Source organism: Nocardia sp. NPDC051911 (assembly GCF_040681035.1).
GTDB lineage: Bacteria > Actinomycetota > Actinomycetes > Mycobacteriales > Mycobacteriaceae > Nocardia > Nocardia sichangensis.
Genome location: NZ_JBFAXY010000023.1, coordinates 115,280 through 136,741, shown reverse-complemented (window position 1 = coordinate 136,741; position 21,462 = coordinate 115,280). Strand labels below are relative to the sequence as shown.

Here is a 21,462-nt window from a genome sequence, read left to right as displayed (position 1 = left end):
CGCCAATTCCACAGGACGCGCAAGGTCCGCCGTGCACCGGAACGTCAACTCGGCATTTCCGAGCGTTCCTGAAGCAGCCGCTCGACCCTGACCACATCAGCCTTGAGGCCGGACATCCAACTCTCGCAACCTCAACCGAAGCGTCGACGGCCGATCGACACCCCTGAACGCGGCCTCAGCCGCCAGCAAAGTCTGGGAACCGTCATTGGGGGCATAGCTGTGCGGCGCGGGCATTGCTTCGCTGGTCAACTATCGTTGAGATTGGTCAACTATCGCTGCGAGGCACAATGTTCGAGTGCCAGCAATCGCTCGTCGGCGTGTCCGCCCCAGCGGGTTTCGAACCCTGAACGTTTCTTCGGGTTGATTGTATTCGGGGCCGCGACGAAGAACTCCTCCAAGCGTGGATAGTGCTCGGTGTCGGTGGTCAGCCAAAGGCGGGCGTGCTCACCGTCGGTACGCACAGCGATCCCCAGGCTATCGGCGAGGTCGAAGACGAACCGCTCGGCTCCGGCCCGGTCGGCGCGGTGAGTGACCTCAACCGCGCGCCACGCTTTCGCGCGGGCGCTATAGCAGCGCCGCACCCGATACACCGCCCACTCACACGCATCCATCGCCGCCTCGGCCAGGGCGTGGACCTCGTACGCACCGTCCGCCCGCAGCCTGTCACGCAACGATTTCCCCGGCCCGAACAGCCCGCTGCGGTGGTTGAGCGCCAGCGCGCAGTATTCATCGACCAGATGCTTGGAGGCTTCCTCGGGATAGGCGCGATACCGGGCGAGCTGGTCGGGCCAACTGGGCACACTCACGAAGCAGCATTGGCGGCAGCAACTTTTCGGCCACCATACGCCGAACAGACCGTACAGGTAACCTTGGCTCATCGCGCGGCTCATCCCGGCCGCGTGCAGGGGATAGATCGGGTGGCGGCGCCCACCCATCGTCACCGAGGTGTCGCGGGCGATCCTTCCGGTCTCCTCGGCGGAGAACCCCACGGCGTGGATGTAGGGGCGCGGACCCAAATGTGTTGCCCGCCAGGCATCTAAGGGCTGGCCCTTAGCCTTGGCCGAGCAGGCGCGCCCGTTTAGGGTGGGCATGACCCCGTTGCCGCGATGCTCGGCCGAGAGCGGGTAGAAGCCGTGCTCGTCGGGATCGGGATGCAGACGCGTCGGGGTCCGGGTATCTTGCAGGACAACGATACCGTCGGCGACGCTGGGCCCGGCGCGGGCGACTTCAACGAAGCGCACTCTCCGGGCGGCAAGCAACGGCAGAATATGTTGCGCGACCAGGTCACAGGTCGACGACCACTCGTCCCCCGTCTGAGCGACCATTACCAGCAGATTCGACAGATCATCGAGCAACTGCGGTGGCCGGAAACCCGGGTCGAGCAGGGTACGGGTGACGCCCGCCGCGCTGTCGACACCGAGACCGAAGGACCAGCACACCGGCATCGCCTCGTCATCGAAAAGCGCTGCCAGAGAGAACAATCCCTCGGCATCCTCGACCATAGCGACCATTCCTTTCGGCAGATGACCCGGCCCGGCACTCACGGCCGGAACCGATGCCCCGGGCGCTGATGCGAACGAGCAGACCCCGGGTGCGCTCACGGCCCAGGGATGAAGGGCACTGCGCGCCGAGGGAAGGACTGCCACGACCGAGGGGCCGGAACCGAGGGCAGAGGCCCGTGGTCGGTGGGAGATCCGTGCCTCGGAATGCCGGTCTGTCAGCGGTCGACGGGGCGGCGGGCGTGCAGGAGCACGGTGTCGACTTCGGTGCCGGAGGTGGTGAATGCCCCGGCGGGCACTGTCTCGTAACCGCCGTGGTCGGTGATGAATTCACGCATCGCCCGGTGGTCGCGGTCGGTGCGGTAGGTGTAGTTGTTGGGTGCGAGGGCCAGGAGCTGTCCGCCGTCGTCGAGCAGGTCCCAGGCGGTGTAGAGGTGGTCCATCCACACCGTCGGGCGTCCCGGCAGCGCGAACGGCGGGTTCATCACCACGCCCGCGTACCCGGGTGTCGCTGTCGCGGCGAACTCCTCGAAACTGGCTACCACGATGGTGACCCGCGGGTCGTAGGCGATGGCCGCGGCACGCTCGCGGTCGGGTTCCACGGCGGTGACCTGCACGTTCGGGTTGGTGGCCAGGATCGCCCGCACCAGCGCGCCATCGCCGGCCGACGGCTCGAGCACATGCGCGCCGGGCGCGAGAGCGGCGATGCCGGAGTGCTCACCCGCGACGATGTGGCGGGCCAGCTGCTCGGGTGTGGCGAAGTACGCCTCCAACACTTTTCTGTCGGTGTTGGGGGTCGTGCCGCGCGCCACGGCGGCCGCGATGGTCTCGGTGGGGTCGTCGGGAAAGATGTGGGCTTGTGCGCGGCGGTTCCATTTTCCGCCCATGGATTCGATGACCCTGTTGATCTTGCGGTAGTCGGCTTGGCTCAGCTGCTGGGACAGGAACAGGTTGTTGCCTTCGATTCGTGACTCGGCCAGTATCTCGCGAGCGAACTCGGGCACGGACACCGAGGTTCTCACAGCCATCGATGATCACCTTTCACACAGAATCGACACAGACAGGGACAAGCACGCCCAGCGGCTGGTCCTGCGGGTCCAGGGATTCGAAGTGCGCGCCGTAGTCGGCGAGAATGCCGGTATGCAGAGCCCCCGCATAGGACCACACGTAGCGGCGGGGTTCACCGTGCAGACACCGCACGTGATGGCGGACGTGGACACCGCCAGGACCGACTGCGCGGACTCGGGGGCACCCCCAGCGGGCGGCTGGCGTGGTATGGCGTTGCGCGAACTTGGCGCCGTCGAACCTGGATCTCCGCATCGGTGCCGTTTGGGCAAGTTCGGCCGACCTCATCTCGACCGTCAGCACCCCCGCGGCGTCGCGCTGGCAGTCGATGCTCAGCAGCGGCATGCCGCCATCGCAGAGCACCTGCATACCGCAGTTCGTCGTCGTTTCGCGGTCGGCAGCCGACGTGCAGGCACAGCGTGGTCGCTGCGGCCGGTCATGTGGCGGCTTTTCGGGTGATGTGGGCGAGCAGGCCGCGCAGGCGTCCGCGCCGGGTTCGCATGTTGAGATAGGTCGACAGCTCGACTGCGGCGACGAAGGCGGCGACGAGCTTCTCACCGAGTTGGTCGACGTCACTCTTCTTGTCCAGGAGTTCCTGGACCTGCTCGCTGAGCCGCCTGATCTGTTGTCCGGGTCCTGCCATCCCGACCGGTACGAGATCGCAACCGAACTCGGCGGCCAGCATGTCGAGCAGTTCCCGGCCGCTGGGCATGTTCGCCCGGTCGGCGGCCTCGACCACCGCCAGGCCCTGCTGGGTCGAGCACACCACGCAATCCTGGCGTGGCTGCTCATAGCTGCACTGGGTCCCCCGCACTTCATCGAGCGGTTGGTTCTGGTGGATCGACGCGTCCAGATACCATCGGCCGTCCTCGAACACCAGATACACCTTCACCGCGTTCTCGACCCGATGCTCATCGGGCATGTACGGGTCGAAATCGGGATGATAGGCGTCGATCTCGTCGCCACTCACGATGTTTCCTTTCTGAGAGTTCGGGTGTGGTTATGCGCATATCCAGTCGCGTCCAGCCGTGTCGGGACACGATCGGAAGTCCGTCGGAGCCAGTGGGCTGGGAGAGACCGGGTTCAGTCGAGCCAGTCGGCGACCGGCACGGTGTCGGTATCGGTGGTGGCTTCGGCGATGACCTCCGCCATGGACACGTCCAGGCGGAAGCGGTGCCCGATACGGGCCTCGACCGCCGCGTACTGCGCGGCCAACTCCGGATGCAGGCGCGCGGCCCGCACCAGGCCCGACCTGGGCGAGTAGATGCAGAACACACACGATGCGCGCGGGAATCCTGCCCGGTAGGAAAAATGGGGCCGGGTACCCGCCGCCGCGATCCGCGCCCACACCGTGTCGAGGTCCCAGCCATGAAGCGGCAGCCAGGTGTCGACGATCCGCCGCGAGTTCGAGACGCTGCCGGTGGGCGGAGTCCCGGCGGCGCGGGCGGTACTGCACCGGGGGCACATACACGTCTTGCCGGGCTCGTGGACGAAGGCCGGTCGGCTTGCCCTCTCCGCGGATTCTTGGCCGCGGTGTCCCATGATGTTCAACACCCTCACCGGACGGTCGATGATCCCGGTGGCGCGGGATTCCGCGACGAGCATCGTGATCACCCGCCTGGCCGGTCCACGCTTAAAATCGCTTGTGCACCAACGTCTTCGATGAGAAGGCCATTTTCCGCGTTCGGCGACACGATCGAGTAGGTCGCCGCCGGTCCGGGCCACGACCTCATGGCGCAGCCCATAGTGCTCGGCGTGCTCTCGGGCGAGGGCGGCGGTGTGGGGCCAGTCGGACCGGCCCATGTCGGCATGGACGGTGGTGACCCGGTCCAGCACATCGAGGTGGTGGAACACCTCGACTAGGACATCGACCATTGCCTGGCTGTCTTTGCCGCCGCTTCTTCCGCTAGTGCGAGTGGAGCCGAGGGCTAGCTTGTAGATCGAATTATTGCAGGCCCACTCGGCAGTGTCGGAGCAGGGGTGGCAACAGACCTGTTGCACCAGGATCGCTTCGGGCGGGTGGGGTGATGGTGATGTGGGTGTCGCGGATGAGGCTTCCGATCGTCCATGCTGGCGGTGTTCGAGAACGGGGTCTCCTGCGCTTTGCGCAAGCACACCTTGCTGGGGCAGTTGAGGGGAGACTGGTAAGGTTCAATATTGAACCGGTCTGCATCCCAGGGGTACCTCGCTTGATCGCGACCAGTGAGTTCTGAAGCCGTCGTTCCGGTTCGCAATGTGGACGCATGACCGGTTGTGAGGGAAATGGGTCTGCTCGGTCCCCAGACCTGCGGGTACTGTTGGTGAATCCCAGGTTCTCGGCCTTGATCCGGTTACGCTTTGGATGTGCTGTTCTTGCGGGCACTGGGCTCGATCACGGCCGAGGTGGACGGCTGTGTTGTGGATCTTGGCGGGCCGGTACCGCGGCGGTTTCTTGCGGCCTTGTCGATGGCGGTCGGCACACCGGTCTCTGATGCGGTTCTCGCCGAGTTGGTGTGGGGTGACGACCAGCCGCGGCAGCCATCGGGGACGCTGCGAGTCTTGGCCTCCCGGCTGCGTTCGGTGTTCGGTTCGACCGCACGAGAGCTGTTGCAACGCAGCGGGTCCGGGTATCTGCTCGCGGTGCCGCCGGAGCAGACCGATCACGGCCGGTTCACCAGGCTGACTACCGACGGTGTGCGCCTGCTGACCGCTGGCGACCATGTGTCAGCGGCACGATCGCTGAGCGAGGCGCTCGCGCTGTGGCGGGGTGAGCCGTGGCCGGAGTTGGATCAGGATCTCGCTCCGGTCGCGGAACGAACCCGGCTGGTCGAATTGCATGAGGTCGCGGTCGAGGAGCTTGCGGCTGCCAGGCTGGCGTGCGGCGATACCCCGACCGCGGTGGCCGACCTGAGCGAGGCCGTGACGGCCGCACCGTTCCGTGAGCGGCGTTGGGGCCTGCTGGCCCTGGGGTTGTATCGCAGCGGTCGTCAAGTCCAGGCGCTGGCCGAACTGCGGCGTGTGCGCGAACTGTTGGTCGAGGAGCTGGGTGTGGAACCCGGACCGGCGTTGCGGTTGCTCGAACGCCGGATGCTCGACCACGACCCCGGTCTGCTCGTGGAACCGCCGCGCGACCACCCGGTCACCCCGCCTGGACAACATCCGCCGCGGGTGCCGCTGTCGACATTCCTCGGCCGTGATCACGACATGAAGCTGTTGAGCGAGCTACTCGCCGACGAGCGCATGGTGTGCGTGGTGGGGCCCGCCGGTGTCGGCAAGACCCGGCTGGTGATCGAGCACTGCGCGACGGGCGGCGCGCCGGTCGACCGGTGGTTCGTGCGCCTGGGTGACGTGAACGACGGCGACAACGTGGTGACCGCGATCGCGACCGCGCTGTCGCTGGTCCACTACGGCGGTGATCCCCTTCCACTGGTCTGTCGGGCCCTGACGATGCAGCCCGGACTGCTGGTACTCGACAACTGCGAGCACGTGATCGAGCCGGTGGCCCGGCTGGTAGTAAGGTTGCTTGCCGCCTGCCGGGAACTGCGTGTCCTGGCCACCAGCAGACAGCCGCTGGGCGTCGATGGCGAGCATGTGCTGACCCTCGAACCGCTACCGGTGGGCAACGGCGGTGGTGGCGACGGCGCTGCGGTGCGCCTGCTGTTCGATCGGGTACGAGCGGGCCGTCCGGGATGGCATCCCAGCGCGGACGACCGGGCCGCCGCCCACGATATCTGCGCGATGTTGGACGGGCTGCCGTTGGCCATCGAGCTGGCCGCCGCGAGGGAGCGCGCGTTCGGGTTGACGGGGATCGCCACCCATATTCGCGACCGGCGCGACGTGCTCGGCTCCACCCCACGCGGATCGCTGTCGCGGCACCCCGATCTGCACGCGGCCCTCGGATGGAGCATCGACAACCTCGGCGCGACCGATCGTGCCCTGCTACTGCGGCTGTGGCCTTTCGAGGGCGGATTCACCTGGCAGGCCGCCGCGGCAACAGAACCAGACCAGCTGGGGGCGGGTGTGCTCGCCACGCTGGCGTCATTGGTCGACCGGTCCGTGGTCACCATCGACCGCACCGCGGCCGGCACCCGGTATCGCCTACTGGAAACCATCCGCGGCTACTGCCGCGAGGCCGACACCGACCCGCAGGCGAGCCTGGCCGCCCACGCACGGTGGGCACGGACGTTCGCCGCTGAGAAAGCGGTGTTGCTGACCGGGCATCACGCCGGAGACGCCTACCGGGCACTGGCCGACGAACTGCCGAACCTGCGCACCGGCATCGCCTACGATCTCGCGCACCAGCCCCGCGAAGCGCTACGCACGGTGGCGGCGCTGCAATTCGCCTGGAGCGTGCTCGGCATCGTGGCCGTCGGCCGCGCTCTCATCCGTGACGCCCTCGATGCCGCGACCGGCGCGACCGTCACCGAGCAGGCGTTCGGGCTGCTCGGGTTGTCGATCGTGTCGTTTCACGCCGGTGATGCCGACGAAGCGCTGAAATGTGCCGATGCTGCCTTGGCTTTGCTCGGCGGACCGGCCGAGGAACGTGAGTTGTGGCTGTACGCGTTGATGTACCGGGCGCTGGCGCTGACCGCGCTCGGCGACCCTCCCGCCGCGCGCACGGCGGTCGACGAACTGGTGGTCGAGGTCGACAGGCTGCCCACGCCGGATTGGATCCGAGGCTGTGCGCAGTTCGGCCAAGGGACGGTGTCGCTGCTGGAAGGTAGACGCGACGAGGCATTGCGCTGGCTGCGAGCATCGCGAGAACTTAGCGCCGACTGCGGTCACCTGTGGTGCCAGGGCATGGCCGATGTGGTGCTCGCCTGGGCGACCCTGGCAGACCCGGACAACGCCGACAGCGCCACCGAAGCCCTCGTCGCCATCGATCGCGCGCTGGCCGTCTTCGCCCGCCAGTCGAACATCGCCGAAGCGCTGAGCGCCGTCTACGCCGCAGCCTATGCCTTGGTCGTGCGAGGTGCCCCGGACCAGGCGATCCGGCTACGCGCGGCAGCGCTGCACCACTCCGCCCGCATCGGCGCCGACCCGCGCCGCTACACACAGTTCGCCCACCCCGCCGTCGTAGCCCGGATGGATCAACTGCTGGCCACGGACTTGCGTCCAGACGAACAACAAGCCGGTCGCGAGATGAGCTGGACGGCCGTCATCGACCTGGTCGACACAGTCACTCCTACTGATCAGCGAGAGCTCGGGGCCCAAACCTAGCCGTTGTAGCAGGACTGAAACACCGACGAGCGATAGTCGGTTCGAGTCAATCAGTACCGAGGAAGCAGATAAGTGGCGATGCAATGGCGCATTCCCGCCCCGACAACGTCGTCTATCTGCACTCGGAAACGTGGCTCCGCTCTTCTGCAAGTGTGTGCGGTTCGGCGAGGGCGATTCGGATCGAATTAGTCCCGCGATCCGGTCCAACCCGGAAAGAAATCCAAGAGTGTCGGAAACAAAATATCGGAAATAGAAAGGAATCTGGCATGTCCAGAGATGTACGAGGAAATTGGAGTCTGCACCAGAGCAACGGCTTCACTGTGCATGTGGAAGTGGCAGGTGAGGACGGAGATGGCACGTTCAACGGCAAGGGTAATATTCATGGCCAGCCCGGATTCATCGAATTCACTGACACCCGTGCGACGGATGACGAGATTACCTTCCAGATGGGCGATGGACGGTACGTCGGGCGATTCGACTTCCAGGGTCGGCTGACAGGAACAACGTTCGACCTGTCGCATCCACACAGTCACGCCACCTGGTTCGCCGACAAGCTGTTCGGATTTCTCTGAATTCAGCGCTTGTGCTCTCGGATAGTCGAGCAGTCGGCCCTGTTGATCCCCTGGGGTCGCCGATTGGGCAGGATCTACGGGATCCAACACGATCCCGATCGGCGGCCCCTCGGGGCGCGAGCACGAATATCGCAACGAGCAAGGATTTAAGGGATGCTGCCCAGAGATGTAACCGGAACTTGGAATCTTCACCAAGGTAACAGCTTCACTCTCCACGTTGACGTGGTAAGTGAGGACGGTGACGGCACGTTCAACGGCAAGGGTAATATTCATGGCCAGCCCGGATTCATCGAATTAACTGACACCCGTGCGACAGATGATGAGATCACCTTCCAGATGGGTAATGGGCGGTACGTCGGGCGATTCGACTTTCAGGGTCGGCTGACAGGGATGGTATTAGACTTGGCTCATCCGCACAGTCACGCCTTCTGGTTCGTCGACAAGCTGCTCGGATTTCTCTGAATTCAGCCCTTGTTGTGCGAGTGCTTTCGGATAGTCGAGTAGTCGGCCCTGTCGATCTCTGGGTGGGGAGTTGCCGATTGGGTTGTCGGGGCCGGTTCGGTCGACTGGGCCGAGTCGGGTATCGGTGCGTCGCTCGTAAACCAGGTGTCGCGGTATGCGCCACGTGAGCAGTTGAGCAAATGTCGAAATTCGAACAGCTCCGACTGCCCACTGGCTGGCGTGACAGAGGACCACGGCGGCAACGTCGCTCAGGTTCTGTCAGGTTCATTCACCGATTCGTCATTACACGAGGTCAGTGTCCGTGGACTATCCTGGCGCACAACCAACGAGGTGACTGAAGTGTCAGGGATTTGGTCAACGGCCCAGTGCTAACGCTCTGACTTTGGCGGCGTCGGCGTCGCGGCTGGCCAGGGCGGCGTTCTCCAAGGCGAGTTGGTTGAGGGCAACCGCGTATACCTCCAAACGCCTTTCCAGGTCACGGCAGTGGTGGTTCAGTTCAGCGTGTTTGCGTTTGAGGTCTTCGTAATCGTCGGCGGATCGGATGATCGCTGCGTGTTCGGTTTCTAAGTGTGCGATCTCGGCCTGGAACCGGTCTTTGAGGTCGATGTGCTGATGGGTGAGGCGCCACCGTTTGACGTCGGCTTCGACGGCGAGTTGGCAGATGTTCAGTCGCCCTCGAGACCGTTGGGGAGTGCCGGTCAGCATGCGGTTGATGGCGGCGATGATGTCGCGGCGAACCGGATCGGTCTCCCCGGCGAGGGACAGGACGCTCATTGCGGGGCTCCGGATCGGTGGTTGTCGATGATGGTGAGGAGTCGGTCGAGTTCGTGTCGTTCGCGGGCGTGGCGGATGGGTGGGGCCGGGGGATCGTCGACGATCTCGGCCAGCTCTTCGGCTGCCTTCTGCGCGCGGGCGATGTCGCGGTCGGTGCGGGCGATGTTGCGGCAGCGAGGTCGACAGTCGTCGGTGTCCGGGGTGACCATGGGGTCCTCTGCTGTGCCTCGGAGTTGGCAGGCCGCGGTGGTTGGGTCGAAGACGCAGGTGATCGCTTCGCCGTGATGGATCTGGAGCACAGGGTTGCCGAGCAGGTCGCGGGCGTGTCGTTCGCTGTGCAGGACGCGGCCCGCGAACTCGCGGGCGGCGGCGTGGACGCGGTAGCGGTAGGCGTCGGCGGCTGGTCCGCTGACGTGTTCACCGGCGAGGAGGCGCTGTTCGTCCTCGGCGATTCCTTCCATACGGAACAGCCAATCCTCGAAGGCGTAGTCGGCGAGGAATCCGGCCTCATACGAGCCTGCGTAGCCTTGCAGCATTCGGGTGTAGGTGTGTCCGTATTGGATCGAGGCGGCGATCACGCCGCGGGACTTGCGTCGGATGAACCACGCCAACGTGCGCCGGAAACGACTGGCAGCGATCGGCCCGCCCGGGTCGGCCGGGATGAGATCGGTGCGGTTCATGCCACGGCAGTACTCGTTGACCCACGCGGTGAACTCGGCGATATCCGCTGCGATGAGCCGGTCCGAGCGAGCCTCACCTCGCCGTTTGACCTCGTCGCCCATGTTCCTCGGCTTGAGCCGGTTCGGGAACAGCAGATGGCTTTCGTGTAGCCGCTCAAGGACTTCGGTGGCGTGGGCGACGAGTTCGATGACCACCCACGGTTCTTCGCGTATCGCGCCGTGGGGGATCTTGTTTCCGTCCTCGTCCTCGGCGCCTTTGAAATAGAGCCCTTCCATTAGCCACAACCCCGCGGCGGCGTCGAAGCTGACGCAGCCGCGCCGCAGGTTGAGAACCTCTCCGACCCGAGCTCCGGATAGGTAGGCCACGACCACGAAACAGGCGGTTTGCAGGAGCCTGGCCAGCAGGGGGATCTGATCGATGGTGATCCGGGGATGCCACGGGCGCCCGTCCACCTCCGCGGTGATCGTGGTGTCAAGGTAGATGTGTTCACCGATGGGCAGCCTGGATTCGGCGATCATGCGGCCGGAGGGAGTGAGCTGGAACGACGGCGCGCAGTGCAATTGGGCCGCGATGTGCCGCCAGGCTGGCTCCAGACTTCCGTCCTCGCGGCGTCTGCCGGGCAGGGGCTCACCGCGTTCCCGCAGCTGGGCGAGGTAGTCCGCGACCGCCTGTTGGAGCCCGCCGCGCGGGCGCCGGGAGTGCTTGGCGCGAACGTGTTCCGGGCGCAGGGCCAACAATCTTCGGTGCTCGTCCCACGCGGCCACGATGTCGTCGCTGAAGTCCTCGACGAACCGCACCGCCCAGGCCAGCAAAGTTTGCATCGTGTGCTCGCTGATCCGTCGGGTGCGGTTCTCGCGATCCCCGCGGCGTTGTTCGAGGAGGTCCTGGGTGTCCTCGCCATCCCACGGAGGCGCCTGCGGCAGCCGCAGCGCGGGCGGCAGGATCTCCCGGTGCGTCCAGAGCCGCCGGATCTCGGTGATGCGGCGGTAGCGTTGCGCGACCACGACCTGGTCCTGGTCGAGTGCGTCGAGGTAGTCCCACAGCATCTCCTCGGTGACCTCGCAGAACTGGGTGACTCCCTGGTCGGCGAACCAGTTCAGGACGTGCTGCAACGCCCCGTAGAACAGGATCTCGATCGTGTGGATCGCGATGCGACTGCCCGACTGGCGCAGGGTGCGGGCTCGGGGATGATTGATCAGCTGCCAGAGGTAGTGCTTGGCGGCCTGGCGCAGCGGTTCGGCGACGACCTCGAAATTGAGGGACTGCGAGCGTGCGTGGTCCTCGAAGACTGCGGGATTGAGGTCCCACCGGTCATCGGCGAAGCGAGACAGCCGCGCCGGGTCGACGTCTGGCCTGATCTGCCGATTCGCCAGCACCAGCGTGTGCGTGTCAGGCCATATCGTGCCGTCGGGCAGTCCGTGGGCAAGCCCGCTCGCCTCGCCGAGGAGGATGGGTTTCGCGGAGGTCATCGGATGTCGAGCTCCCTGTTCAGTAGGCGGTCCGCGAGGGCGTGTTCGGCCGGTCCCGCGCTGGCGCGGGCGTCCACGACGGCGGCGCGGTCGTGTTGTTCCAACAGATCGGCCAGTTGGGCGTGTGGCCCGGCGAAACGCTGCGCCCAGTGCAGCGCGTTCATCTGCTCACGGCGCTCGGTGAGCCGGTCATGGACGATCACCTGCAACCGAAGATGCCGCGGCAGCGCCCTGGCGCATTCGCAATCCAGGCAGAGCAGAAACGAGGCCCGACACGGTCCATCCGGGGTGTAGGGTCCGTTGTGGTTGTCGGTGCACGCGGCCAGCACCGTATCCAGTTCGCCGGCGAGCATCCGTTCGAGTACGACAGGCTCCAACTGCATCTGTTCGGCGGCCCGCTCGACGTTGTCTCTGGCGTGGGTCACCTGCTCGGTGGTCATCGTGGCGATCCTCGAGCGGGCTCGTGCCTTGGCCACTTCGCTGGTCAGCGTGTCGGCGACGACCTTGCGGTATTCGTTGATGTTGCCGCGGTTGCGGACCAGATAGCCAGTCGCCGCGGTCCGTTCGGTATGGGCGACCGGCTTCTGGTGCAGCTCGATATAGGTCATGCGCAGCGTTTCCAACCGCAGCGGACGCATCGGCACCGGGCGATCGTCCTCGTTCACCTCATCCGACGCCAGATTCCACGTTCTGCCCAGAGCGCTGATCAACGTCCCGTTGAGTGGCATCGCACGCCAGCCACGGCCTTTCAGGCTGCGTCCACCGCCGGCAGACATGTAAGCCACCAGCAAGCGGTCGCTGCCCGCGAACTGCCGGGCCCGCGCCGTCAGGTCGTGGACCAGCACGTAGAGGCCGAACGGCGTGTGCAGAGTGTCGCGGGTCGACACCTCGGTCGGCTGGTCGGGAATGCTGATCCAGTCCGGGACCTCCGACAACGCCAGATCCATGTAGGCGCGGGGCCCGCGGCGCGGTTTGTGCAGACCCACGATCGCCGTACCCGTCCTGGTGCCGCCGTCGGCGCGGTGATGGGTTGCGGTCATCGTGCGGATCACATCCGGGTTCTGCCCTGTCATGACACCGAACAGCACCGCCACGGCGTCGATCTCCTCCGGCATCAGATAGAGCCAGCCGACGATATTCTTGATTCTGCCGCGCAGCATCACCCACACCTCGGGAGCGTTGTAGACGCGTTTCCCGCAATTGCGAACCCGACGCGGGACGTCGCCGAGACGGTCCAGATGCTCGAGAATCTCGAGGCGGCGTCGCAGGTCGAGATCCGTGCTCACGTCGAGGTCCCCGGTCCGGAACCGGTCCAGCAGCTCCCTGTTGGCGCGGATGCGTCGCTCCGCCGAACGTAAAGTAGTTCTCGCGGCTTCGGCGATCCGCTTCAGTTCGGTCCTGGTGTAGCTGTGCGAGGGCTTGCTCGGGGGCAGGCGCGGAAGGGGTTGGGCCAGCCGAGCCGCCAGTGGGGCACTGATGCCGCTCGCGCGCAACAGCAGCCGACGCAGCTCGGCCAGCTGCCACCGAATCGACTTCACGCCCACGGCTTCGCGGTCGTCATGGAATCCGTCGAAATGCTCGGCACCGACCTCGGCCAAGCTCTGCGGGACCACGGCGAGTCCGGCGAGATAGCGATCGAAGGACACCAGCACTCGATAGACGCTCTCGAACGAAGGCCTGGACGTCAGTCCGGCGCCTGGTGCCGTGCGCGCGACAAGCGCCGCGATCATCGCCTCCCGCAAGGGTTCCGGCGTCATCAGCACCGACACGTCGAGGTCTCTGCGGTCCCGGCCGTCCTGGCTGTAGCAGCGCACGATCCGACGTCCGTCCTCGGACACCATGAGCCCATGACGAGTCCGGGCAACCGACGACGGGAGGGCGGCGCGACGTCCGCGGCTCACCGGGTGACCGCGAGCGGGTCGGTGCGAACCCACGGGTGGTCGGCGAAGACGTCGGCCATGAACGCCTTGACCAGAGAGTCGTCGGCGTGGGCCAGCAACGCTTCGACTTCCAGGCTTCGAAATGGTTCGAGGTAGACGTCTCGGGTTGTCTCGACGGTGCGGTGACCCAGCATGGTCTGGACCAGATGCCAGACATCGCCGATCTCCTCACGGAAGTCGCGCTGCTCGTCGGCGGTGAGATGACCCAGCCGCGAATACTTGATCAGCTTGCCCACCGCGAACCACCTCAGCGCAAACGAATGCCGCAGCATATGGGCAGTGCAGCCGAAGTTCTCCAGCCCCAGCGACTCGATCCGCTCATTGGCAGCGGCGAACGTGTGCTCCCACCCTCCCGGGTCACGCGGCAGGCCGTTCTCGTTCAACCACAAGGCCAACGGTTCCAAGCCCTGCGCACTCCGGCGAAACAGACCAAGCCGAGCATCCGGCCCCACATCATTCCAAAGTTCTCGCCGATACCGCCCGCTGGACAATGTCGTCACCGACCGGGTGTCGTGGACCTCCACCACCATGCTCAGGCTCTCGACCCGTTCATAGCGGCCTGCGGCTCGGGCACGACGCACCGCCGCCGCTCTGGCGCCCTCGACATAGTCCAACACGGTCCGCAAGGCCGGGCGAGGGATCCAATACTTGTGCCCGTAACCACCTTTCGCGCATCCATCGGCGAGTTCACAGGTGAAGAAACCACGCCGCCGCTCGTAGGCGGGCAACTCGGGCAATGCCACACTCGCCCACTCCGACACACGCAGACCACTCCCGTACAAGCCATCGACGAACGCTCGATCCCGCTGCTCGTTGCGCCCCCTCCACCACGGATCCGGGCGCCCCGTGAGATCGAACCCCCTGACCCCGACATCACGCCACCGCTCATAACCACCCGGGTCGAGCCACTTCACATCCGCGTGCCTGACGATCCGCGGCGGCTCCACGTCGGCGAACGGGTCGGCGACGCCGAATCGGCGTCCGACCAGCCTGTAGAACTTCTTCAGCCCGGCCAGATCCCGCGCGAAACTCCCCGACCGCACCGGCCGCTCGTTCGCGGGATCGGTGACCCGCCAGAACAAGAGCTCCGTCGCCACCTCGTCATCGACGTCCCACCAGTTCGAGTCGATCGTGGCCAGATAGTTCAACCACACCAGCAGCGAGTACGCGTAATCGCGCTGCGTGGTCCGCGCCATCCTCCGCCACTTTGCCGACCCCAAACACCAATTGACGCGGAGATCAGGCCGGCCATCGGGACCGATCACGAACCGCTGCCCATCCCGCAAACCCGCGTCCGGTAGGCCGCCGAAATTGCTCCGCTGCAACACATTCCCAAGCAACTCGGCCACACCATCGGCCGTGCGACTCCGGGCGTACCTGTACATCTGCCAACGCTCTTCGAGCACCCAGTTCACCTCAATCACGAAGGGTAACAACACCCCTCAGCAACAACACTCACTGGCTACAGAACGCCGCTGAGCGAGATGAGGTATTGGTCGTAGCTGAGCAAATCCGGGCCGGGCGCCAGCGCGAAATCGAGCTCGCCGCGCGGGAGTAGCAGTTCTGAGCACGGAAGAGGCTTTCGCGTCGGCCGGAGCAGATGGTCGGGGGTGGTCACGGAACCGGCTCGTCGCGGCGGTGCTGGATGCCGTAGGGCGCGGAGAGCGAGATCCGGTTCCAGCCTCGGCCGTCGGGACCGCGGGCCGGAGCTTCGCGGGCGGGCAGGTAGATAGGCACGAGCTTGACCTCTCTAAATGAGGAATTTCGCAGCCGCAGCGCGGGGTGAGGGTGCGCCGTGGCGCGCGAGCCACCGGTCACATGCAGTGCTGTTGTCAGGACGTCGGCTCACCGATGCCGATGCCGAGTTTCGCTGCGGCGGACACGCCGAGTCCGGCCAGGCGCCGAAGCTTTTCCGGTGCCACCCCAGCGTTCAGGGCTGCCCGCAGTGCCATGGCGGTAGCGTGGCGGGAATTCGTGGCCAGCGCCGTTTCCAATGCGACGGCGGCGAGGGTGCCCTCGCCGCGCAGGTAGGCGCTGTAGGCCAGCAACGTCGCGGATTCGGCTGCCGCCGCGCCGGGTAGGCAGCGTACGAGCAGTGTCCACAGCTGTTCGGCGGCGGCCGCGTCCTTGCTGATGGCGGTGGCGGGCAGGCAGTCGAGGACGGCTCGTTCACCCAGCGTCACCGCCAGCGCCGCCAACTGCGTTGGCACTGGAATGTCTCCGGCGGCGATGTCGGCGATCCGCCACAACACCGACTCCAGACAACGCCGGTGATAGCCGGTCAGATCATGGTGCAGCACGGCGCGGCGGCACTGCTGCCGGGCGCGTGCACTGGCTGCGGGCAGCAGCATCTCGATCTGCGCGGTGAGCGCCGGATCTGGGGCGAGGGTGTCGCGCAGTGCTTGGCGCGAGGGGTACACCGGCTGACCGGCAACCAGCCGGTCGAGTGCGATCGGCGACCGCGCCGGATAGATGAGAACACCGCGACCGGTGGAACCGATCAGCGCCCACCACGGTGACTCCGCGGCGATCTCCCGGGTTGCCCACCCGCCGATCAGAGGTGCGGAACTGTCGGCGAGGCGGTGAGCGAGCTCGTCGACCAAACGACGCCCAGCCGCGGGTAGGGCCGGTCCGAAGTCGGGGTCGCTGAGCCGGTCATCGACGATCACGGCCAAGGTCGCGGATGCGTCGATGCTTGCCGCAGTGCTACGCGCTCGCGCCGCCACGTCGCGGATCGGCATCGTCAGACTGCACGCCGCCACAACCGAACGCACCACGAGGTGGGCGGGCTCGGTGTCGCGGTCGGTGGTGACCTTGAGCATGGTCAGCACCAGTTGTCGGTGCGGGATGTAGCCGAGCCAGGCGGGTATGGAGGTGATCACTTGGGTCGGGTCGCGGACAATGTCGGTGAGCGAGTACACGTGAATGTCCTTTCTGATCAGTGGATTGAAAGGCGAGTTGGCGGGGACGCGGCGGCGAGACGCACCGCGAGCCACAGTCCGGGCGAGTACGATCGAGCGGGGAGAATCAGCAGGCGGGCCCAGAATTCAGGAGGCCGGCCATGTCGTCGCGTCGCCCGCCGCGCTCCCCGCGCGCGGCTCGATCCCCCGAAGTCGTTGTACGACTGGAACGCTCACGCGCCCGCAGCAAACAACGCCGTGAACTGGCACGCCAGCGCGAGCGCGCCATCCATGAGGCGGTGAAGCGGTACCTCACCGACTGGGCGGCGATCACCGCGTGCGAAACCACGCGCGATCAACACATCGCGGCGCTGCACAAGCAGATCAGCGACGTCGAGGCAGCCGCCGCGCAGGAGATCGCCCGTCACCGCGCCGACCAAGCCGAGGCCGCCGCCGTAATCCGTGACCACGGCGCCTCCGACGACGAGCTCGCGGACCTCCTTGAGATCAGCACCAAGCAAGCCCGGCAACTGATCACCACGGCCCGCGCCCACCGCGACACCACCTCACCGGAGGAAGCACCAGCCCCGACGGTCGCATCAACCGGGCGGCTCGAGCGTGCTCGCCACGGCATTACGGATTCCGGTCACTCGACAGAGCAGATCATCGAAGCAGTCGACACCGTCGAGTCTCCCGCGCCAGATGACTCGACAAACAACGGTGAGCACGCGAGGTGATCTGGCGGTGTGGCCGGGCTGGGAAGGTGAGCGTGCGCTGCTACGGATGTTCGGCGGGCACGGCGTAGGTGAGATCGGTCAGGAATGGATAGGTCTCGGGAGTGTTGGCGACCGCTTGCACGATCCGAGTTGGGTGTCGGCTAACCGGGTGGTGGCCGACAGCCGCACCCCGAGTGGGTTGGCGTGGCCGCAGCGTCGAGGGGGTGTAGCCGACACGGAAAGACACGTGTGACGTGAGGTTTCATGCACGACGGTGGGATATCGATCTAGCATTTCCGCCGTCTCGGGCGCTGCGTCCGTGCCCCGCGACCCGCATGAGGACGGAACTGTCCGGCAGCGATGCGTAGTAAGCACAGCCGCCGGGCGCGACCGACCAGCGCACCCCGTGATCCACATATCTCCACGGTGATGGCAGGCCCGCCTATCCAGAGCGAACCCTTCCGGGGCGGGTCTTCACACCTTTTCCGCGCCTACGCCGCCAGGTCGTCCCAGCTCAGCACTCGCCTGAGCATCCCCCATGAACCTCCGGTCGCACATTCGCAGCAAGCGAAGAGGTGTTACTGGCTGGTAGGGCTGGGTAACGCCGGCAGTGGTGCACCTTTGCGCCGACCCGATGCTGTCGACACCGGAGGGACGAGATCCGCAATGAGCACTCCAGACACCACGACTTTGCTCGCGCAACTCCGCGCTGTGCTGTCGCTGACCAACACCGAGATCCAGGTCGCCGAGACCCGCATCGCTCAGGCCCGCACCGAAGCGGTGCGCCGAGAGTTGTCGGAGAACGCCGACAACGCCCGCGCCCGCGCCGAGGCCATCGAGGCCACCATTCGCGAGCTGGGTGATGTGCCGGAACTGGTTGGTCCGTTCCTTGGCCAGGCTGCCGCCGCGGTCAAGTCGATGGTCGAGCAGGCTTTGCCGTTCGACGAGGCCCTGCTCGGTGACCTGGCTCTCGAACACCAACTGGTCGATCGCGCCCGCTACATCAAGGCTCTGGCCACCGCCGCGCAGCTGCCGGAGGTGGTGGTGTTGGCGCAGCGGCTGATCACCGCGCATTCGGCGACCGTCGACTGGCTGACCACCGTCTTGGCCGAGGACGCTCTTGGTGGGCCGGCGGCGCTCCGCCGCACCCCCTTGCAGGCCGCTGCCGGGACGGCGGTGAAGCTGTTCAACCTCCCGGTCACCTGGTCGACCCGCGGGCTGGACCGGGCGCTGGACACCGTGCGCGCCACCCCACCCGCCCTGGGCGGGTTGCTTGCCCAGGGGGCACGTGCCGGGGATGTCGCTGTCAAGACACTGTCGGCTTCCCGCGATGCGGCGTTGGAGACCGCTGAGCAGGTCACTCGCCGCGAAGGCGCCGACATAGCCGCCGACGCGCTGCGGTCGATCCGCAGCAGCACCGGCGTGCTCGAGCCCGGCGAGCTGCCCGTCGACGATTACGAATACCTCAATGTTTCCCAAGCCGTCGCCGCGGTCAAGGAACTCACCGACCCCGCCGACATCCGCGCGATCGTCGCCTACGAGGAAGCCCACAAAAACCGGCACGGCGTCGTGTCCGCCGCCCAAACCCGGCTCGCGGCCATCGCCCAAGAAGTCGCCGGACTCACCTGAGCATCGTGTGGCACGAGCGGCGGAGCAGGCCGGTAGTAGACAGAAGACATCGACGGCGGATCTGATGCGCGAATGGCCCTTGCGCGGCTAGGGCTGTCCGGCGGGCACAGCGTGAGTCAGATCAGTCGTCCATGGGTAGGTTCCGGGGGAGTCATCGACGGCTTGAACGAGAGCCTTGGTTGGGTCACCGTCGACGCCGATCTCAACGATGCGGAACACACTCATCCCACCAGCGACCAGGTGGATCAGGGAGTTTTCCTCGAACTGCACGAGTCGGAGACTAGCGAACAATCCCACCGAGTCGATATTTGCCACAGATATGCTGCTTGGTGTGTCCGTGCCTGCCCCGATGCTGGCGACGCCTGGTCGGCCGCCCGATGCGCCAGGCCGTTGGGCGATCGAGATGAAGTGGGATGGGATGCGTGCGGTGTGCCGCGTGTACGGCTACCGCTCTGAGATGTTCGCATCCGGCAGTTCTGAAGCTGTCATGGCTGGCTGCCGGTTCTGCGACGCGACCGTCGCCGACCCCCGGAGATCAGGCGTTGGCGTAGCCACCGGCATTCCACACCAACCAGCGGAAGTGCTGCGGGGCGAATGCCTGGCGAGCGGGAACACCCGGTGCCGGAGAATGAGGCCAAAACGCCACACCGCACCGATGGCAGTAGAAACCGGCCTGCCAGACCGCATGCGCGTCACGACGTCCCCGAACGATTCTACCGTTGCGGCGAATACGGCACACAGCGACAGTGAGCAGGACAGCGCCAGGCGCCGCCAACGCCCCGAAGAAGACGACCGTGGCTAGGGCGGCAATCACGTGCGAGACCCCGGGCACGGGATGGGCGATACCGTAGATCCCCGGAACGAGATATGACATGGCTGGCAAGAGCAGCACCAGCGAGAAGAAGGTCAGCCACCCAGCAGGGGTACGGGCAGGCTCGCGGGCAAGGCTGTGGGCGAGTGCGGTGGTGTGTGTCCGTTCGACGGCGGCAGTGCCGAACACCGGCACCAAGCCAGTCGAGGCGACTCCGACGCCGGAGTAGACGTTCGTGCCGAAGCTGGTCGAGACGCCGTCGGCTTTCAAGGCGGGCACACTCTGCACCAAGTCGAGTTGGTGGCAGTGCGGACACGTCAGATCGACATCGTCCATACGCGGAACCCCCTCCCAGGCCGTTGCGCTGTAGCGGCGCGTCTGTGGTGTTGGTACCTGCAACGAAAACTCTGTGGGGTATCCAACACCCTCGGAGACCTGCTGTCGAGAGCTAATCACGAGCTTCTTCACCGACGAGTCCTTCCTTTCAGGCTGGTGAGTCAATTCCCGTCTCATGGCCAGCCGCAGTTCGCACTCATCAGCGCGGAACCCACTTCCCGTGCCGTTGCGCCTCTGCTTGACCAGGCGGGGGCTCGCCAACGGCGAGCTGTTGCGGCTGAGCAGCGGGGTCACTCAGTCGGCTGGACCCGACCAGATCGGGGCAGGAAGCATGTCTGCCACAGCTGAGAGGCCCGCCTTCGTGGGGCAATCGCGACTTAAGAGACGCGGGAGATACCCGGTGACGCGGTCACCGATCCGCAATCCCGGGCCATCATTTCGCCTGGTGACGGCGTCACCAAGAACGTGTATGTTTACGTATCGAAACGTATCCAAACGCCGTGGGATGAGGTTCAAACCCGCTGGCAGAGCCAAGTTTCGACGCCTTGACCAGCAGTTTCGGCGGTCGGGGGGTGCGGAGGTTCAAGTCCTCCTAGGCCCACCTCCCTCAGTGCCAGGTCAGGCGCCATTCCGGTCCTCTCGAGCCGATCTACCGTTGCGTCATCAACCGGCCGTCCGCCGTTCAGCGAACTTCGCCGCGTTCCCTGTAGACCCGGCGCGTCCGCTGCCTCACCCCGCGCTCCAGGGGCCGATACCGCACCGCCTACTCGGCGCTGATGCGTCAAGGACTTCTACGCCGATTGGCTGATGAAGCACCACAAGGCGAGGGCGGGGTGTGCGTCACAAAGCCCGCCAGCGACGGAGTCGGTCGGTGCCGGGGTGAAGGCCTCGAGCGGAAGGGGTTCTGCCGTGGCGGCGCCGGCGCCGACAAGGGTCGCGGCACTGATCAGGGCGCCGACGAGGATTCCACGCAGTGTGGACATCTGAAACTCCTGAAACGTTGGTTGGTAGCGATTCATGTGAGAGCGGGGTCATGTCGCCTGGGCGAGACCGCCGGGGGCACCGTCGTCCGGCAATCGCCGGTGCCCTGCGCACATGCCGGTCGGTCGTCGAAATCCCGGCCGCGCTCTCGGGGTTCTACTGGCAGAACTGGGGGCCCTGGTTCATGAGCATCAGCTTGATGATGGTGCAAAGGATTCCCGACGACGAACCGCTCGCCGAGCCGCTGTCGCCGGCGGCGATCGATGACACAGACGGAGTGGGCTGCGAAGTCTCCGCCTGCGCGGTTGCGGCAGGTGCCAGCACAGCCACGGTCAAAAGTGCGCCGATGGTGAGCCGAGTGATTCGAGTCATGTCGAATCTTCCTTTCTCTCTTGGGTTTTCGGTCCGCCGAGGCGTACCGCCAAGTC

Annotated in this window: 20 protein-coding genes and 1 pseudogene; 6 read left to right on the top strand and 15 right to left on the bottom strand. The window is 65.9% G+C overall.

Annotated features, from left to right (window positions below; translation table 11 throughout):
* Window positions 1-269: 269 nt before the first annotated feature.
* The 4 genes from AB0L97_RS26110 to AB0L97_RS26095 all read right to left on the bottom strand — a co-directional run bounded on the left by AB0L97_RS26110 (window position 270) and on the right by AB0L97_RS26095 (window position 4,565).
* Window positions 270-1,502 (bottom strand): hypothetical protein, encoded by a 1,233-nt coding sequence (locus AB0L97_RS26110; RefSeq protein WP_364434231.1) that lies wholly within the window; start codon window positions 1,500-1,502, stop codon window positions 270-272.
* Between the two features lie 215 nt (window positions 1,503-1,717).
* Window positions 1,718-2,527, bottom strand: coding sequence for a class I SAM-dependent methyltransferase (locus AB0L97_RS26105; RefSeq protein WP_364434228.1), 810 nt, complete (start codon window positions 2,525-2,527; stop codon window positions 1,718-1,720).
* Window positions 2,528-3,000: 473 nt separating this feature from the next.
* A complete protein-coding gene (locus AB0L97_RS26100; protein WP_364434224.1) occupies window positions 3,001-3,534 on the bottom strand; it encodes a hypothetical protein in 534 nt (177 codons plus the stop codon).
* A gap of 113 nt (window positions 3,535-3,647) precedes the next feature.
* Window positions 3,648-4,565 (bottom strand): phosphoadenosine phosphosulfate reductase family protein, encoded by a 918-nt coding sequence (locus AB0L97_RS26095; protein WP_364434221.1) that lies wholly within the window; start codon window positions 4,563-4,565, stop codon window positions 3,648-3,650.
* A gap of 342 nt (window positions 4,566-4,907) precedes the next feature.
* Here AB0L97_RS26095 and AB0L97_RS26090 point away from each other — a divergent pair, with 342 nt between their 5' ends.
* The 3 genes from AB0L97_RS26090 (at window position 4,908) to AB0L97_RS26080 (ending at window position 8,797) form a co-directional block, all read left to right on the top strand.
* A complete protein-coding gene (locus tag AB0L97_RS26090; RefSeq protein WP_364434218.1) occupies window positions 4,908-7,763 on the top strand; it encodes a BTAD domain-containing putative transcriptional regulator in 2,856 nt (951 codons plus the stop codon).
* A 266-nt stretch (window positions 7,764-8,029) separates the two neighbouring features.
* Window positions 8,030-8,335 (top strand): hypothetical protein, encoded by a 306-nt coding sequence (locus tag AB0L97_RS26085; protein ID WP_364434215.1) that lies wholly within the window; start codon window positions 8,030-8,032, stop codon window positions 8,333-8,335.
* A 153-nt stretch (window positions 8,336-8,488) separates the two neighbouring features.
* On the top strand, window positions 8,489-8,797 hold the full coding sequence (locus AB0L97_RS26080; RefSeq protein ID WP_364434212.1) for a hypothetical protein: 309 nt from the start codon (window positions 8,489-8,491) through the stop codon (window positions 8,795-8,797).
* 354 nt (window positions 8,798-9,151) lie between these two features.
* On the opposite strand, the gene AB0L97_RS26075 is transcribed toward AB0L97_RS26080, so the two are convergent.
* The 7 genes from AB0L97_RS26075 to AB0L97_RS26045 all read right to left on the bottom strand — a co-directional run bounded on the left by AB0L97_RS26075 (window position 9,152) and on the right by AB0L97_RS26045 (window position 16,582).
* Window positions 9,152-9,571 carry a hypothetical protein gene (locus AB0L97_RS26075; RefSeq protein ID WP_364434209.1) on the bottom strand — a complete coding sequence of 140 codons (420 nt, stop codon included), beginning with the start codon at window positions 9,569-9,571 and terminating at the stop codon, window positions 9,152-9,154.
* Entirely contained in the window at window positions 9,568-11,721 is a 2,154-nt protein-coding gene (locus AB0L97_RS26070) for a hypothetical protein (RefSeq protein WP_364434206.1), read from the bottom strand. Before AB0L97_RS26070 ends, AB0L97_RS26075 begins: the two co-directional genes overlap by 4 nt.
* On the bottom strand, window positions 11,718-13,562 hold the full coding sequence (locus AB0L97_RS26065; protein ID WP_364434203.1) for a hypothetical protein: 1,845 nt from the start codon (window positions 13,560-13,562) through the stop codon (window positions 11,718-11,720). Before AB0L97_RS26065 ends, AB0L97_RS26070 begins: the two co-directional genes overlap by 4 nt.
* Before the next feature lie 56 nt (window positions 13,563-13,618).
* Window positions 13,619-14,857 carry a hypothetical protein gene (locus tag AB0L97_RS26060; RefSeq protein WP_364434200.1) on the bottom strand — a complete coding sequence of 413 codons (1,239 nt, stop codon included), beginning with the start codon at window positions 14,855-14,857 and terminating at the stop codon, window positions 13,619-13,621.
* A gap of 266 nt (window positions 14,858-15,123) precedes the next feature.
* Window positions 15,124-15,279 (bottom strand): hypothetical protein, encoded by a 156-nt coding sequence (locus AB0L97_RS26055; RefSeq protein ID WP_364434197.1) that lies wholly within the window; start codon window positions 15,277-15,279, stop codon window positions 15,124-15,126.
* On the bottom strand, window positions 15,276-15,398 hold the full coding sequence (locus AB0L97_RS26050) for a hypothetical protein (RefSeq protein WP_364434194.1): 123 nt from the start codon (window positions 15,396-15,398) through the stop codon (window positions 15,276-15,278). The genes AB0L97_RS26055 and AB0L97_RS26050 overlap by 4 nt, the downstream gene beginning before the upstream one ends.
* Window positions 15,399-15,493: 95 nt before the next feature.
* Window positions 15,494-16,582, bottom strand: coding sequence for a DUF4192 domain-containing protein (locus tag AB0L97_RS26045; protein WP_364434191.1), 1,089 nt, complete (start codon window positions 16,580-16,582; stop codon window positions 15,494-15,496).
* A gap of 140 nt (window positions 16,583-16,722) precedes the next feature.
* Here AB0L97_RS26045 and AB0L97_RS26040 point away from each other — a divergent pair, with 140 nt between their 5' ends.
* Window positions 16,723-17,298, top strand: coding sequence for a hypothetical protein (locus AB0L97_RS26040; protein ID WP_364434188.1), 576 nt, complete (start codon window positions 16,723-16,725; stop codon window positions 17,296-17,298).
* A 645-nt stretch (window positions 17,299-17,943) separates the two neighbouring features.
* Window positions 17,944-18,906, top strand: coding sequence for a ferritin-like domain-containing protein (locus AB0L97_RS26035; protein WP_364434185.1), 963 nt, complete (start codon window positions 17,944-17,946; stop codon window positions 18,904-18,906).
* An 87-nt stretch (window positions 18,907-18,993) separates the two neighbouring features.
* On the opposite strand, the gene AB0L97_RS26030 is transcribed toward AB0L97_RS26035, so the two are convergent.
* Window positions 18,994-19,176, bottom strand: coding sequence for a hypothetical protein (locus AB0L97_RS26030; RefSeq protein WP_364434182.1), 183 nt, complete (start codon window positions 19,174-19,176; stop codon window positions 18,994-18,996).
* A gap of 49 nt (window positions 19,177-19,225) precedes the next feature.
* On the opposite strand from AB0L97_RS26030, the pseudogene AB0L97_RS26025 reads away from it, so the two are divergent.
* Window positions 19,226-19,336 (top strand): annotated as a pseudogene (locus tag AB0L97_RS26025) (ATP-dependent DNA ligase); the annotation flags it as partial.
* Window positions 19,337-19,441: 105 nt separating this feature from the next.
* Here AB0L97_RS26025 and AB0L97_RS26020 read toward each other — a convergent pair.
* From AB0L97_RS26020 to AB0L97_RS26010, 3 genes are all read right to left on the bottom strand, one after another.
* Window positions 19,442-20,185 (bottom strand): hypothetical protein, encoded by a 744-nt coding sequence (locus AB0L97_RS26020; protein ID WP_364434256.1) that lies wholly within the window; start codon window positions 20,183-20,185, stop codon window positions 19,442-19,444.
* A 659-nt stretch (window positions 20,186-20,844) separates the two neighbouring features.
* Entirely contained in the window at window positions 20,845-21,036 is a 192-nt protein-coding gene (locus AB0L97_RS26015) for a hypothetical protein (protein ID WP_355073417.1), read from the bottom strand.
* Between the two features lie 154 nt (window positions 21,037-21,190).
* Window positions 21,191-21,406 carry a hypothetical protein gene (locus AB0L97_RS26010; protein ID WP_355073416.1) on the bottom strand — a complete coding sequence of 72 codons (216 nt, stop codon included), beginning with the start codon at window positions 21,404-21,406 and terminating at the stop codon, window positions 21,191-21,193.
* Between the last annotated feature and the right edge of the window lie 56 nt (window positions 21,407-21,462).